The following is a 14,451-nucleotide window of genomic DNA, read 5'->3' as shown; positions in this document are numbered from 1 at the left end:
ATAAATAGGAAAAGGAGTAAAAATATGCATAGATTGTTAATAATCAATCCAGGTTCTACCTCAACAAAAATTGGCGTTTATGAGGATGAAACTCAAATATTAGAAGAAAATTTAAAACATTCCGCAGAGGAAATAGCAAAATATGATACAATTTATGACCAGTTTAAATTTAGAAAAGAAGTTATACTGAACTATCTAAAAGAAAAGGGTATTGACATAAAAACTTTCAGCGCAGTTGTTGGAAGAGGCGGAATTATAAAACCTATTGAAAGTGGTACATACACAGTTAACGATGCTATACTTAAAGATTCAAAAAATGGTGTCCAAGGACAGCATGCATCAAATCTAGGAGCTATTATTTCCGATGCAATAGCAAAAGAAATTGGAGTTTCTGCATTTATAGTAGATCCTGTTACAGTTGATGAAATGCAAGAAGTAGCAAAAATATCAGGAATGCCAGATGTAAAGAGAAGAAGTATATTCCATGCTCTAAATCAAAAGGCAGTTGGAAAAAGATATGCAAAAGAAAAAGGAGTCAAATACGAAGATTTAAATCTTATCATTGCTCATATGGGCGGTGGAACATCAGTTGGAGCACATTCTAAGGGAAAAGTAATTGATGTTAACAACGCTCTTACTGGAGAGGGTCCATTCTCACCAGAAAGAAGTGGTGGAGTTCCACTTGGAGATTTAATTGATATTGCTTACAGCGGAAAAGTAACTCATGAAGAAATGAAGAAAAAAATCAACGGAAAAGGTGGAGCAGTTGCATATGCAGGGACAAATGATTTTAAAGTTGTAGCTGACAAAGCTGATGCTGGGGATAAGGATTCAAAACTAATATATGATGCATATATATATCAGATAGCAAAAGAGATTGGTCAGGATGCAGCGGTATTATCAGGAAAAGTTGATGCTGTACTACTTACTGGTGGAATATCATATAACAAAGGTATCACAGGTAAAATCGCAGCAAGAGTTTCATTTATTGCTCCAGTAGTAGTTTACCCAGGAGAAGACGAACTTTTAGCGTTAACTCAAGGTGCTCTTAGAGTATTAAACGGAGAAGAAAAAGCTAAAATATATAAATAAGTCGCAGCCAACAAAATAACAAGTATAGTTACAAACTTTTAACTAAAAAGCTTTGGTCTAATAGTAAGATATTAGACCAAAGTTTTTATTTTTTGGAAAATTTTCAATAAAGGTATTTACAGTGTAACAATGTTTTGTTACACTAAATTAAGAAGCCAATAATTAATTGTAGATTTAGAATACTGATTTAATAAAATGGCTCCAAAATGTAAAGAGAAAAATGGAATTAAAAAAAAATAGTATAGGAGGAGTTACATGGAAGAAAATTTAATATCCAAGAAAGAACTTTTGGAATTAACTAAAATTTCTTACGGTCAGCTTTATAGATGGAAAAGGAAAAAAATAATTCCTGAAGATTGGTTTATAAAAAAGTCTTCATTTACGGGACAGGAAACTTTTTTTCCAAGAGATAAAATTCTAGAAAGAGTTAAAAGAATTAAAAATATGAAAGATGAGGCGTCCCTTGACGATTTAGCAGAAATTTTTTCTCCCAAATCGTCAGATGTAATGTTAACAGGTAGTGAACTTTCAAATAGGAAAATCATTATAAAGAATGTAATACAAATATGCTATCCCAGTGAAAATATGGATAAAACTTATAGTTTTAATGAAGTCTTATATATGGACGTGGTACAAAGATATCTTATGGACGGTGGTATATCCATTGAAGAAAGTAAAATTGTATTTGAAACTATAAAAAGCAGTTATAGTAATTATCTTGAAAAAAATTGTGAAATAGTATTTATACGAAAAATGGGTGTAGGCATAAGCATGATTTTAGCGTTACCAAATCAGATATATTTTGAGAGCTTGGCAAAAATTATAATGAGATTGCAAATAAATAAATGTATTGAAGAATTAAAATTAAAATTAGAGGAGTTGTTTTAAATGGATGGTACAAGACAAAATTTTAAAATATCAGGAGCTGGTAGTTGTAGCGGTGGAATATACGATGAAGTGAAAATAAGTGGATCAGGAGTAATTAATGGCGATATAGATTGCAATACTTTAAAATCTAGCGGATCATCAGATATAAAAGGAAATATAAAATCGCAGCTAATAAAATGTAGTGGATCGTCTTCGGTAAAGGGAAATGTTGAAACTGAAACTTTGGAAATTAGCGGATCATCAGATATTAAAGGAAATCTTACTGCCAGTGATGTAAAGATTAGTGGTAGTTCTGGTGTAGATGGTGATGTTAGAGTAAAAAAACTAAAAATATCAGGTGGCTCAGATGTTAAGGGAAATTTATATGGTGGAGAGATAAGAGTATCTGGAGGAACGAAAATAGGCAAAGATTGTGAATGTGAAAGTTTTATAGCTACAGGAAAGTTTGATATAAAAGGATTATTAAATGCAGATGAAATTGATATCCAGTTGTATGGAAGATGCAAAGTTCGTGAAATAGGTGGACGTAATATAAATATAAGTTTTTCTTCAAATCATGGAGGGATTATATCTCAATTTGTAATGGATATGTTTGTTGGCATTAAAGAGCTTATTACAGATTCTGTAGAAGGTGATGATATCTTTTTAGAAGGAACAACGGCAAAAATAGTAAGAGGAACAAATGTAACCATTGGTGAAGGCTCAAATATTGAAAAGGTTGAATATACTGGAGTCCTTAAAGTAATAAATGGGGGAAGGGTTCAAAATGAAGTCAAATTGTGATGAAAGATTATGGACGCGAAGTTTATTTATTTTATGGCAGGGACAATTAGTTTCCAGTCTAGGAGATGCAGCTTATAGCATAGCCTTAGGCTTCTGGGTTCTAAAGGTTACTGGATCAACTGCACTAATGGGAACACTTATGGCAGTATCCACTCTGCCAGGAGTTATAATAGCACCTTTTGCAGGAACCCTGATCGATAGAAATAATAGAAAAAAATTATTAATTTTAATGGATTTATTAAGAGGGTGTAGCATTGTATTATTGGGTATTCTAGCATATAATAACAATATTAAGGTTTGGATGGTATTTATAGCTGGAATCATTTTAAGCATATGCGGGGCAATATTTAGTCCTGGAATCAATTCATCAATACCAGACTTAGTGCCTAAGTCAAAAATTACAAATGCAAATTCTGTATTTGCAATTGTAACTAATGGAGCTAATATGATGGGTAATATTGCAGGAGGTTTTTTATTTCAGATTATTGGTGCGCCATTAATGTTTCTTTTTAATGGATTATCATTTGTGTTTTCTGGGCTTTCCATATTGCTAGTAAAAATTCCAGCCATAGAAAAGAAAAATAATCAATGCTTTTTAGAGGATCTTAAAGATGGGTTTAGTTTTGTATGGCGATTAAAAGGCCTAAGATATACTCTTTTAATTGCAGCAGTTGATAATTTTTTTGCTAATATTGCAATAATATTATTATTGCCTTTATTCCAAAAGACACCTAATTTAGGGCCAGCTAAATATGGTATTGTTATGGCATGTTTTATGGGAGGAATGTTTGTGGGGTTTATCCTTACATCAATAATTAATATTCCTGCTTTAAAAAAGCTTAAGATTTTTATAATTTCAGGTATCATATATAATGTATGCCTTATAATTGCAGTAAGCCAAAGTATACTCATTATAATGGCAGTAATGATATTTGTTGGAGGAACATTTAATGCTATATTTAATGTTTTAATCATGTCATCAGTGCAATTGGCAACGCCTCAAGAAAAAAGAGGCAAGGTAATATCATTTATAACTATGGTGACACAAGGATTAACACCTTTTGCCATGGCACTTGGGGGTGTATTAGGTAGTTTTTTGCCAATAAGAAGTGTTATGTCAACATGTTTTATAATAACTCTTTTATTGGTGATTCCATTTGCATTTAATAAGCATTTTAAGAGATTCATCAATTTTGATTATGAAAATGAAACAGTGGAGGATATAATGTTATGAACTTTTTAGTCTTAAAGAAAAAAGACCTAGGTTTACTAATGTTAAGCGAGTTTATATCTTTAATTGGGACTCAAATGCAGGAACTTGCATTATCATTATATGTATTAAAAACAACTGGTTCTGCAACTCTATTTGCATCAGTATTAGCCATATCTATAATTCCGCAACTAATACTGGGACCACTTGCAGGGGTTTTTGCAGATTGGTATGACAGGAAAAAAATGATTGTATATCTAGATTTATTAAATGGAATAATTGTAGGAATATTTACAATTATATTTATATTAAATGGTTCATTATCAATGACCGAGATTTATATTTATGTAATAATATTATCAGTAATTACGGCATTCTACAGGCCGGTAATAGGAACTATTCTGCCAAGTATAGTTAATGGAGAGGAACTAGTTGCTGCAACTAGCCTTAGCTCATTCATTTCAAATTTATCCACTTTGATAGGACCTGTAATAGGAGCTATGCTTTTCGGCATTTTTGGTATTTTCATAATATTATTAATAAATTCATTTAGTTATATTTTTGCAAGCATATTTGAAATGTTTATAAATGTTCCGAAGAATAATAAAAAGCCAGAAAAGGTTAATCTTCAGGTTTTTAAAAATGATTTTATTGGTGGAATTAAATTTATAATAGGAAAAAAATTTATATTGACTGTAGTTATTATGGCAGTAATAGTAAATTTTACATTAGCTCCACTTACCATAGGATTGGTTTATCTATCAAAGACAATTTTAAAAGTATCTGATTTTCAATATGGGTTGTTAGAAGGATGTTTTGCTGCATCAATGATGATGGCACCAATTATTATGGGGCCAATCCATAAAAAAATGAAGACAGGAACAATTCTATTTTTCAGTATATTTACAGTAGGAATATTAATAATAATAATGGGAATTATACCAACAAATATTTACTTGTGTCTTTTTAGTGGAAATATAATTCCATATTTAAGCGTACTATTCTTATGTTTTCTAGTAGGGATAATGGCAACTATGGCAAATATTGCACTAAGCATTGCCTTTCAGAAAACTGTACCTTTAGAAATTATGGGGAGAGTGGGGGCAGTAATATCTACGGGATCTTTAGCATCAGTACCCCTTGGACAAATGTTATTTGGAGTATTGTTTGATAAAGTTAACACTAGTATTTGCCTAGTAATTATGGGTATTATACCTGTGATTACAATGATGATTTTCAGAAAAAATCTAATGAAATACAGTGATGCTCTGCCACCGGAGTCAAATGATATAGTAACATCGGATGAAGTTACGACTTAGCCCTGACAAAGTTACAGTTAACAGGTTATTAGTTGCGATTGTAATAATTGTTAGTATACGGTTACTATGATATAATAGGGCTATGAGTGCAAAGTTAGGCTCATCAAATAAAAGGAAATATAGTGAGGTAAATATATGAGCAGAATGTTTGGTACAGATGGTGTTAGGGGAATAGCTAACGAAGAACTAACACCACAAATAGCATATGATTTAGGTAGAGCTGGAGCATATGTATTATCAAAAGGATCACATAAACCTAGAATATTAGTTGGAACAGATACGAGAATATCAAAAGATATGCTTGAAAATGCTTTGGTAGCTGGAATACTATCAGTAGGTGCAGAAGCAATGTGCGTAGGGGTTATACCAACGCCAGCAATAGCATATCTTACTAGAAAATATAAATTAGATGCAGGTGTAGTAATATCCGCTTCTCATAATCCAGTAGAATATAATGGTATAAAATTTTTTAATTCACAAGGGTATAAACTTTCAGACGAACTTGAAGACCAAATACAGAGTACAATCGAAGGCAAATTTATCGGTGTTCCATCACCAACTTATGGAAATGTAGGAAAAAAAGTAGTAGAAGATTCTGCTTTTGAAGATTATATTGAGTTTGCAAAGGGAACTATAGATTGTGATCTTAAAGGACTTAGAGTAGCTCTTGACTGTGCAAATGGATCTAGTTATAAATCAGCCGTTAGAACTTTCAGAGAACTTGGTGCTGAAGTAGTCGTTATAAACAATGATCCTGATGGAATAAATATAAATGACAGTTGTGGGTCTACACATCCAGAGGAACTTATGGAATATGTGATCAAAAAGAAATGTGATTTAGGACTTGCGTTTGATGGGGATGCTGACAGATGTCTTGCAGTAGATGAAAAAGGTAAGCTTATAGATGGAGACTTTATCATGGCAATCTGTGGCAAAGATTTAAAAGATAAAGGAAAATTAAATGAAAATGTTGTTGTTACTACAGTAATGAGTAACATGGGACTTTTTATTGCACTTGATAAGGAAAATATAAATACTATAAAAACAAGAGTTGGAGACAGATATGTGCTTGAAGAAATGCTAAAGCAAGGTTATAAACTTGGCGGAGAGCAGTCAGGTCACATAATATTTTTAGATCACAATACAACAGGAGATGGTCTTGTAACAGGGCTTCAAATATCTTCAGTTGTTAAGAATAGCACAAAAACTTTGTCGGAACTTGCTTCAATTATGAAGAAACTCCCACAAATATTAGCAAATGCAACAGTTCCAAATGATAAAAAGAACATATATAATGAGGATGAAGAAATTAAGTCTGAAATCAAAAGCATAGAAGCTAGGCTTAATGGCTGTGGAAGAGTATTAATAAGACCTTCAGGAACAGAACCATTAGTAAGAGTAATGCTGGAAGGTGAAGATCAAGTAGAACTTAATAAACTAGCACATTCACTAGCAAAACTTATTGAAGAAAAAGCAAACCTTTAATAGGGTACAAGGGGTAAGGGGCCGCCTTGAAAATAGAATTTAATTTCTATCTTCAGGCGGCCCCTTCCATTTTGCAGAGGGCTTTTGTGCTTTATTCCAAAAATCATCTGCAACTTGTAACTGTTCATTTTACCTTACTTGCATCCTCTTCAAATATAAACTTATGAAGATCAGCATTATTTAAAGCTTTATTCCAACCTAAAAAATAAGTGCCTTTTATAGTTGTAGTGTAATTATAGCCTGGTTTGTCTTCAGGCAGTCTAAACTGCTCTATTGTTTTAGTTTTGTTAATTATAATAGATGAAGTTTCTGATAGCATATCAGTTTTTGAAAGTGAAGTTTCAACATCAGGTAATATTGTATCAAGCATTGAAGACGCCTGAACAAGATTAAGACTGGATAACTTTTTGAAAACTGCAGTTAAAACGGTCCTTTGTCTTTCGGTTCTTTGGAAATCTTCGTTTCCAACATATCTTATTCTACAGTAGCCCAAAGCCTGTATACCATTTAAATGTTGTAATCCTCCATGAGTTAAGTGTTGTGGAGTTACATTCTGTAATTTTGATACTTCGTCAATATATCCATTGGCTACTTTTACTTCGTCAGAAGATATATCAATGTCAACGCCACCGACTGCATCTACGATTTTGTCAAAATCTCCAAAATTTACTTTTATGTAGTCCTTTATATTCATATCAAAATTGTCATTAATTGCTTTGATTGAATACTGCCCACCGCCTTCTTTATAGATAACGTTTATTCTATCTTGAGTAGTTCCGGCAGTAACCCCTTCGCCTCTAATATTGTCAATAAGCATGTCCCTCATTAGTGAAGTGATTTTTATCTTATTATGAGTTTTGTCAATAGTTAGAATCATTATTGAATCAGCAAGTCCAAGATTAGTATTAGGATCACGGGTATCCACGCCTAAAAGTAATATGTTAGTATAATTTTTATCAATGTTGCTATCATCAAAGTTTTGTGTCTTTATTCCTAAATCACTAGGTTTTTTAGATATGCTAACTCCATTTACTTTCGATAATTTACTGTTTATAAATAAAAGAGTTCCTGATGCTCCTATCGCTAAAATTATTAATATGACTACAGGAATAATTATTATTTTCTTTTTCTTCTTTTTAGCCTTAATATTTTTTTTCATTGAAAATTCCTCCGATAACTGTTTTAGTTAAATAACATCCAATTTATATCATACATTTATATGAAAAACCTGTCAATTAAATCAAAGTTTTTACCAATGAAACCAATATATTGACGATAGTAATAAAAGTACATATAATAAGGGTATGAAAAAAATAACATAAATGTTCAATTGGATTTTCACAGATAAAATATAGTATTATGTTGAATTTATAGTTGAAATTTAAAATAAAAGGGAGAATAATTAATATGGGAAAATTTAAGATTGGAACACATAACGGAACATTTCATTCAGACGAAGTTTTTGCATCTGCAATAATTCTTGGAATTTTCGAAGAAGCTGAAATTCTTAGAAGTAGAAAACCTGAATTATTGGAGTCTTGTGATATTGTTTTTGATGTGGGTGGTGGTAAATATGATCATCATATAGTTGGTAAGCAATATAGGGAGAATAAAGTTCCGTATGCAAGTGCAGGATTAATTTGGAGAGATTTCGGAAAACAATACCTTTCCCAAAATGCTAAGGATTTAAATGAAGATGAAACAAATAAGGTATTACAATCTGTTGATGATTCTTTATTTGTAACTATTGATGCATTGGATAACGGAGAGGATATTTTCACTTCAGAACTTAAAATTAAAACCATATCAGCTGTTATTTCTGATTTTAATTCTAGTTGGAATGAGTCCACATTATCTGATGAAAAATTTAATGATGCAGTTTCTTTGGCCAAAATTGTTTTGAAAAATCAAGTGAATAGGGTTGTTTCACAGATAAAGGCAAAAACAATTATTGTGGATGCATTTAAAAATAGAGAACAACCTGAACTTTTGATTTTGACAACGTTTTGTCCATGGCAAGAACACCTAATATCCATGGATAAAAATCATGAAGTTTTATTTGCTATATATAAGGATGTTAATAACGGATATAGAATTCAGGTTGTCCCTAAAAAATTAGGAGAATTTGCAGCAATAAAAGATCTTCCAAAAGAATGGGCAGGTAAATCTGATGAAGAAATTGTGAAGGCTACAGGTGTAGAGGATGCCATATTCTGTCATCCTGGTAGATTTATAGCAGGCTGTGCATCTTATTCTGGCATTATGAGAATGGCTCAAATGGCAATTGAAGCTAAAGTCTAATAAAATTAAATAGTAGTTATTTATGGCAAAAGATATTAGTATTAAGGATTTTTCCTTATGCTGATATCTTTTTTTATTTACCCAAAAATATTCAAGCCATCTTTGACTTGTTATTTTCTTGAGGATGATTAATCACACACAGTTCACATATATATTCCATATTTCCATTGAAATTTCAGTTTATAATTACATTATTGAATAAGAACAAAAAGAAAACACTACAATTAGTGGGAGGTAAATAATGAAAAGTAAAATAATGAAAGCAATAATAATAGGTATAGTAGTGATTGTAATTGGTGCTGGTGGTTATTTAGGATATAATAAATTTTTTAAGAAAACAGTATCAACGTTAGCAACAAAATATTATAGCTCAACTGTTAAAAGTATGAATCTATCAAAAACTATTCAAGGTACAGGAGCTGCTTATGCGGGTACAACATCTGCAGTATCACCTAATAATAACGGTACTATTTCAGGGTTAACTGTTAAAGTTGGCGATACGGTAAAAGCAGCACAAAAACTTTTTGTTAGCTCAAGTTCTGATCTCACAAAGGCAGTAACTGATAATACAAAAAAATTGACCAAAGCTGAGGCGCAGCTTACAAGTGATGAAACTGCACTAACGGATGCAAATACACAACTTACAACTGATGAAAGTGCTACCAAGGTTGATGCTACTAAAGTTTCCTCTGATAAAAAGACAATAACGGATACTAATAGTAAAATATCAGATGATAAAGATTCAGTAACTGATGCGAGCACTGCACTAGCAGATGCTAATACCGCAGTAAATAATCAAACTGTAACATCGCCTATAGCTGGTCTTGTAACATCAGTAGATAGTGTTAACGGAGATTCTGGACAAAGTGGTAAAAGTGTAGTCACAGTAACTGATATGAACACAATGAAAGTTAAAGTTTCAGTGGATGAATTAGATATTTCATCTGTGGCAGCAGGTCAAAAGGCTACTATTAAATTTGATGCCTTAACAGATAAAACTTTTACAGGTACCGTTGAATCAGTAGCCCAGGCAGGAACCACAACTAGTAATGTTACAACCTATGATGTTGTTGTAAATATTAGTAATCCAGTAGGAATAAGACTTGGAATGAATGCGGATGTTACCATTGCAGTACAAAGTAAAGACAATGCAATTGTAATACCTGAGGAAGCTTTGGTTGAAAGCAATAGTAAAAAATATGTAAGAGTTGAAGATAGCACAACTTCTAATGGTGGACAAAATACTAATAGTTCTTCAGTTTCAGCGTCAAATAGTAAATTAGTAGAAATTACAACAGGTATGGAAACTGAAGATTATATTGAAGTTACAAAAGGGGTTACAACAGGAGAGGCTATACTAGTCCAATTACCTTCAAGTAGCAGTAGTACTAGTACTCAAGGTGGTATGGGTGGACCAAGCGGCAGTGGTGGCGGAATGCCAAGTGGCAGTGGTGGTGGAATGCCAGGTGGCAGTGGTAGCAGTTCTAAATCAACAACTACAAAATAAATTGAAATAGACTAGTTAAAAGCTAAAATTGAAATTGAAATAGAGCTGCCTAGCGGTATCTTACTACTATGAAAAAGAATGGAGGTAAGCAGTATGTCAGAAATATTAAATGATCATAACTTAATCCAGATGGTTAATATAGAAAAATCATATAAGATGGGCGGAAGCACTTTTAAAGCTATAGAAAATGTTAACCTGAAAATAGATAAAGGCGAATATGTAGCCATTGTTGGACCATCGGGTGCAGGTAAGTCAACGCTTATGAATATTATTGGGTGTTTAGATAATGCAACATCTGGAGAATATTCTTTAGATGGTCAAAATACAAAATGTAATGATAATAAGCTAGCAGAAATAAGAAATAAGAAAATAGGGTTTATTTTTCAAAATTATAATTTGATTGCAAAGTTAAGTATATTGGACAATGTAGTATTACCACTCCTTTATTTAGGATATACGGGTAAAGCTGCAAAAGAAAAGGCAAAAACACAATTGGAGAAAGTAGGACTAGGCAAGCATATAAAACACAAACCAACAGAATTATCTGGTGGTCAAATGCAAAGAGTTGCTATTGCAAGGGCCCTAGTTACAGATCCACAGATTATATTAGCAGATGAACCAACAGGTGCACTTGATAGTAAAACTGGAAGAGAAGTACTTAAAATGTTAGAGGATTTGAATAGTGAAGGAAATACAATTGTAATGATTACCCATGATAGGGATATAGCTAATAATGCAAAAAGAATTATTACAGTTAGGGATGGTCACATAACTTCTGATGAATTGAATAACAAAGAGGTGACGGCATGAAAATAACACAATTATTTAAAATGGCACTTTATTCTGTGTGGAATAACAAAGTACGTTCATTTCTTACAATGCTTGGAATAATTATAGGTATATCATCGGTAATTATTCTTGTGGGAATGGGCCAAGGTACAGAAAAGGAAGTAAGTGATGAAATAAGCAGTTTGGGAACAAATCTTATTACGGTATCCCTTACAAAGACTTTAAATATTACTGAGGCAGATTTAACCGAGCTTAAATCTAAACCGGGTATAAAAGCAGTAGCACCAGAAGTTTCATCAAATAATGTAAATATAAAGGCTGGAAGTAAATCCAGTACCACATCAATAGAGGCATCAAATGCAAGCTATGCAGCTATAAAAAATTACACAGTAAGTTCAGGGAGATTTATAACTGATAGAGATGTTAAAAACAGATATAATGTATTGGTAATAGGAACCGAAACTGCAAATAATATTTTTGGATATACAAATGTTGTTGGTCAGTATATGTATGTTAGTGGTATTCAGTATAAAATAGTGGGAGTTTTAACAGCGGCAGGAACATCTACTACTGGTAGTAGTGATGATAAAATAATACTTCCAATATCCTCGGCGCAAAGGTTGTTAAAGACATCTACTATAAGTACCTATTATGTTGAGGGTGAAAGTCAAGTAAAAATAGATACAGCTATGTCTTATTTGAAAATGTTTCTAAATAAAAAATATGGACTTAGAAATTTGGCAACTAGTACAACTACAAATACTTATTATAGGGTGCTCAGCCAAACAAGTTTAATTACCACAGCTACGTCAACGTCTACAAGTATGAGTAATATGCTAGCTGGAGTTGGAGCTATATCACTTCTAGTTGGTGGAATTGGAATTATGAATATAATGCTTGTTTCGGTAATTGAACGAACTAAAGAAATAGGAACAAGAAAAGCAATTGGGGCCAAACGAAGAACGATACTAATACAATTCTTGATTGAAGCATCAACTGTTAGTGGCGTAGGTGGTATTATTGGTGTACTTTGTGGTTATGCAGGAGCATATATTGCAAAAACATTCTTCTCCACATCCATAGTAATTTCAAATAATATAGTATTAGGAGCTTTTGTATTTTCAGTTCTTGTAGGTTTAATTTTTGGAATTTATCCTGCAAACAAAGCATCAAAGTTGAATCCTATAGAAGCATTAAGATTCGAATAATATTATTGAAAGAACAAAACAGATTTTGTAATAATAATTAATTGTATAAATGTATTTCTTAATCTACTAAAGGACAAAGCACCTCGAATTTCATATTATATAATGAGAAATTGAGGAGAGTGAATTACATGATTACTATTAGTTTGTGCATGATAGTTAAAAATGAAGAAGATGTAATAGAAAGATGCTTAAAATCTGTAAAAAACATTGCTGATGAAATAATAATAGTAGATACAGGATCAAAGGATAGCACTAAAGAAATTTGTAGAAAGTATACAGACAAGATATATAATTTTAAGTGGAATAGTAATTTTTCATCTGCAAGGAACTATTCATTTTCAAAAGCTACAAAGGAATATATACTATGGTTAGATGCGGATGATGTTATTGTTGATGAAGATATAGAAAAATTTGAAAATTTGAAATATGACTTAGATGAAAAAGTAGATGTGGTAATGATGAAATATAATGTTGGCTTTGATAATAATGGCAATATAACACTGTCATATTACAGAGAGCGTTTGTTAAAAAGAAGTAGTGAATTTCAATGGAAAGAACCTGTGCATGAATATCTAGAAATAAGTGGTAATATAATAAATTCTGATATTTGTATAACACATAAAAAAGAACGTGCCTATGTATCAGATAGAAATTTATCAATATATAAAAAAATGATATATAAAGGTAAAGAATTGTCCCCTAGAGGAATTTTTTATTTTGCTAGAGAATTATATTATAATAGAATGTATGATAGTGCCATTAAATATTTTAGAAAGTTCTTAGATACAAAACAGGGGTGGATTGAAGACAATATAAATGCTTGTTTTAACCTTTCGCAATGTTATGATTATAAAAATGATAGAAAAAGCATGTTAAGAGTATTACTGAAAAGTTTTGAATATGATAACCCACGAGCTGAAATTTGCTGTCAACTTGGATATTTCTATTTTCAAAATATGGATTATGAAAAAGCAATTTTTTGGTATGAATTAGCAACCCAAATAAAAAAACCGGAAAATGGCTGGGGATTCATATCCCATGACTATTTTGGATACTTACCAAACATACAATTGGCAGTATGTTATGATAAGGTTGGAAATATAGAAGAGGCAATTAGATGCAATAATAAGGCGGGAGAATTTAAAGCAAATGATGAGGCAGTGAATTATAATAAGAAATATTTTGAAAAAATTTTAGCTGAAAAATAGATGCTATTAAAAGTACATTAAGAAGCAGCAGTAAAACTTTTGTTTTTAAAAGTTTTACTGCTGCTTAATTTTATCTATTAATGTTAACACTAAGGTGGAAACTCTACCTTAGGTTAACTTAGTTAATTTTATTAGCCTAGCCTTTCGATTACAATAGATGCACTTACTACTGGTTCACTGCTAAATGCAGGGGTATTGTTTAAAGTAATATTACCACCTATATTTCTAAGGGTAAGAATACTACCCGAAATTAAATGAGTTATCACATGACCACTGAATGTTTGACTTCCAGATCCTATACCAAAATTAGATCCATTTATCAAACTACCACCAACATATAGGCCCAATGCTGCAGTACTTTGTTGTACATATGCTTCCCAAGAAATAAGATAGTCACCAGTTTGATTGATGGTTATATCTGAAGCACCAGCAGTATGTGATATGAATCCAGCTGGTGAGATAATACCATTATTACTAAATACAACTGGATCTTCAAAACCTAAACTTTGAGTGTTGATATCGAAGAAGTTAGCGTACCCTAAAGGACCACCATCTGCACCAGTAGCACCAGTAGAGCCGGTAGCGCCAGTAGAGCCAGTGGCACCAGTAATACCAGTAGCCCCAGTAGAGCCGGTGGCACCAGTAATACCAGTAGCCCCGG

General features: G+C 32.1%; 12 protein-coding genes and 1 pseudogene. 11 read left to right on the top strand and 2 right to left on the bottom strand.

Annotation, left to right across the window (positions count from 1 at the left end):
- Nucleotides 1-24 precede the first annotated feature (24 nt).
- The 6 genes from buk (at nt 25) to glmM (ending at nt 6,777) form a co-directional block, all read left to right on the top strand.
- Nucleotides 25-1,092 (top strand): butyrate kinase, encoded by a 1,068-nt coding sequence (gene buk, locus BR66_RS0112440; RefSeq protein ID WP_026883230.1) that lies wholly within the window; start codon nt 25-27, stop codon nt 1,090-1,092.
- Between the two features lie 255 nt (nt 1,093-1,347).
- Complete coding sequence (locus BR66_RS0112435; RefSeq protein WP_026883229.1) at nt 1,348-1,980, top strand: YhbD family protein; 633 nt, start codon at nt 1,348-1,350, stop codon at nt 1,978-1,980.
- Complete coding sequence (locus BR66_RS0112430) at nt 1,981-2,763, top strand: polymer-forming cytoskeletal protein (RefSeq protein ID WP_026883228.1); 783 nt, start codon at nt 1,981-1,983, stop codon at nt 2,761-2,763.
- Nucleotides 2,747-3,997, top strand: a complete 1,251-nt coding sequence (locus BR66_RS0112425; RefSeq protein ID WP_026883227.1) for an MFS transporter — start codon at nt 2,747-2,749, stop codon at nt 3,995-3,997. Before BR66_RS0112430 ends, BR66_RS0112425 begins: the two co-directional genes overlap by 17 nt.
- The gene (locus BR66_RS0112420) at nt 3,994-5,292 is read left to right on the top strand and encodes an MFS transporter (RefSeq protein ID WP_026883226.1); all 1,299 of its coding nucleotides are present in this window, start codon (nt 3,994-3,996) and stop codon (nt 5,290-5,292) included. Before BR66_RS0112425 ends, BR66_RS0112420 begins: the two co-directional genes overlap by 4 nt.
- A 135-nt stretch (nt 5,293-5,427) precedes the next feature.
- Nucleotides 5,428-6,777: a phosphoglucosamine mutase gene (glmM, locus tag BR66_RS0112415; RefSeq protein WP_026883225.1), complete on the top strand. Its 1,350-nt coding sequence runs from the start codon at nt 5,428-5,430 to the stop codon at nt 6,775-6,777.
- 124 nt (nt 6,778-6,901) lie between these two features.
- Here glmM and BR66_RS0112405 read toward each other — a convergent pair whose 3' ends face one another.
- Entirely contained in the window at nt 6,902-7,936 is a 1,035-nt protein-coding gene (locus BR66_RS0112405; RefSeq protein ID WP_051624224.1) for an LCP family protein, read from the bottom strand.
- A 248-nt stretch (nt 7,937-8,184) separates the two neighbouring features.
- Between BR66_RS0112405 and BR66_RS0112400 the strand changes: the two genes are divergently transcribed.
- The 5 genes from BR66_RS0112400 to BR66_RS0112380 all read left to right on the top strand — a co-directional run bounded on the left by BR66_RS0112400 (nt 8,185) and on the right by BR66_RS0112380 (nt 13,790).
- The gene (locus BR66_RS0112400) at nt 8,185-9,078 is read left to right on the top strand and encodes an MYG1 family protein (protein WP_035796190.1); all 894 of its coding nucleotides are present in this window, start codon (nt 8,185-8,187) and stop codon (nt 9,076-9,078) included.
- A 241-nt stretch (nt 9,079-9,319) separates the two neighbouring features.
- Nucleotides 9,320-10,585: an efflux RND transporter periplasmic adaptor subunit gene (locus tag BR66_RS0112395; RefSeq protein WP_026883222.1), complete on the top strand. Its 1,266-nt coding sequence runs from the start codon at nt 9,320-9,322 to the stop codon at nt 10,583-10,585.
- A 93-nt stretch (nt 10,586-10,678) separates the two neighbouring features.
- Nucleotides 10,679-11,395, top strand: coding sequence for an ABC transporter ATP-binding protein (locus BR66_RS0112390; protein WP_026883221.1), 717 nt, complete (start codon nt 10,679-10,681; stop codon nt 11,393-11,395).
- Entirely contained in the window at nt 11,392-12,582 is a 1,191-nt protein-coding gene (locus tag BR66_RS0112385; RefSeq protein WP_026883220.1) for an ABC transporter permease, read from the top strand. The genes BR66_RS0112390 and BR66_RS0112385 overlap by 4 nt, the downstream gene beginning before the upstream one ends.
- A 128-nt stretch (nt 12,583-12,710) precedes the next feature.
- Nucleotides 12,711-13,790 (top strand): glycosyltransferase, encoded by a 1,080-nt coding sequence (locus tag BR66_RS0112380; RefSeq protein WP_026883219.1) that lies wholly within the window; start codon nt 12,711-12,713, stop codon nt 13,788-13,790.
- A gap of 131 nt (nt 13,791-13,921) precedes the next feature.
- Here the strand turns inward: BR66_RS0112380 and BR66_RS26005 are convergent.
- Nucleotides 13,922-14,451, bottom strand: a pseudogene (locus BR66_RS26005) (BclA C-terminal domain-containing protein); the annotation flags it as partial.

Source organism: Clostridium akagii DSM 12554, assembly GCF_000686725.1.
In the GTDB taxonomy this organism is placed as follows: domain Bacteria; phylum Bacillota; class Clostridia; order Clostridiales; family Clostridiaceae; genus Clostridium_I; species Clostridium_I akagii.
This window is presented reverse-complemented; position numbering and strand designations above follow the sequence as displayed.

Excerpts from the sequence above, each read along its gene's own strand:
- BR66_RS0112400 (WP_035796190.1), top strand. The coding sequence starts at position 8,185 with ATGGGAAAATTTAAGATTGGAACACATAACGGAACATTTCATTCAGAC.
- BR66_RS0112390 (WP_026883221.1), top strand. The coding sequence starts at position 10,679 with ATGTCAGAAATATTAAATGATCATAACTTAATCCAGATGGTTAATATA.
- BR66_RS0112430 (WP_026883228.1), top strand. The coding sequence starts at position 1,981 with ATGGATGGTACAAGACAAAATTTTAAAATATCAGGAGCTGGTAGTTGT.
- buk (WP_026883230.1), top strand. The coding sequence starts at position 25 with ATGCATAGATTGTTAATAATCAATCCAGGTTCTACCTCAACAAAAATT.
- BR66_RS0112435 (WP_026883229.1), top strand. The coding sequence starts at position 1,348 with ATGGAAGAAAATTTAATATCCAAGAAAGAACTTTTGGAATTAACTAAA.
- BR66_RS0112385 (WP_026883220.1), top strand. The coding sequence starts at position 11,392 with ATGAAAATAACACAATTATTTAAAATGGCACTTTATTCTGTGTGGAAT.
- BR66_RS0112395 (WP_026883222.1), top strand. The coding sequence starts at position 9,320 with ATGAAAAGTAAAATAATGAAAGCAATAATAATAGGTATAGTAGTGATT.
- BR66_RS0112405 (WP_051624224.1), bottom strand. The coding sequence starts at position 7,936 with ATGAAAAAAAATATTAAGGCTAAAAAGAAGAAAAAGAAAATAATAATT.
- BR66_RS0112380 (WP_026883219.1), top strand. The coding sequence starts at position 12,711 with ATGATTACTATTAGTTTGTGCATGATAGTTAAAAATGAAGAAGATGTA.
- BR66_RS0112425 (WP_026883227.1), top strand. The coding sequence starts at position 2,747 with ATGAAGTCAAATTGTGATGAAAGATTATGGACGCGAAGTTTATTTATT.
- BR66_RS0112420 (WP_026883226.1), top strand. The coding sequence starts at position 3,994 with ATGAACTTTTTAGTCTTAAAGAAAAAAGACCTAGGTTTACTAATGTTA.
- glmM (WP_026883225.1), top strand. The coding sequence starts at position 5,428 with ATGAGCAGAATGTTTGGTACAGATGGTGTTAGGGGAATAGCTAACGAA.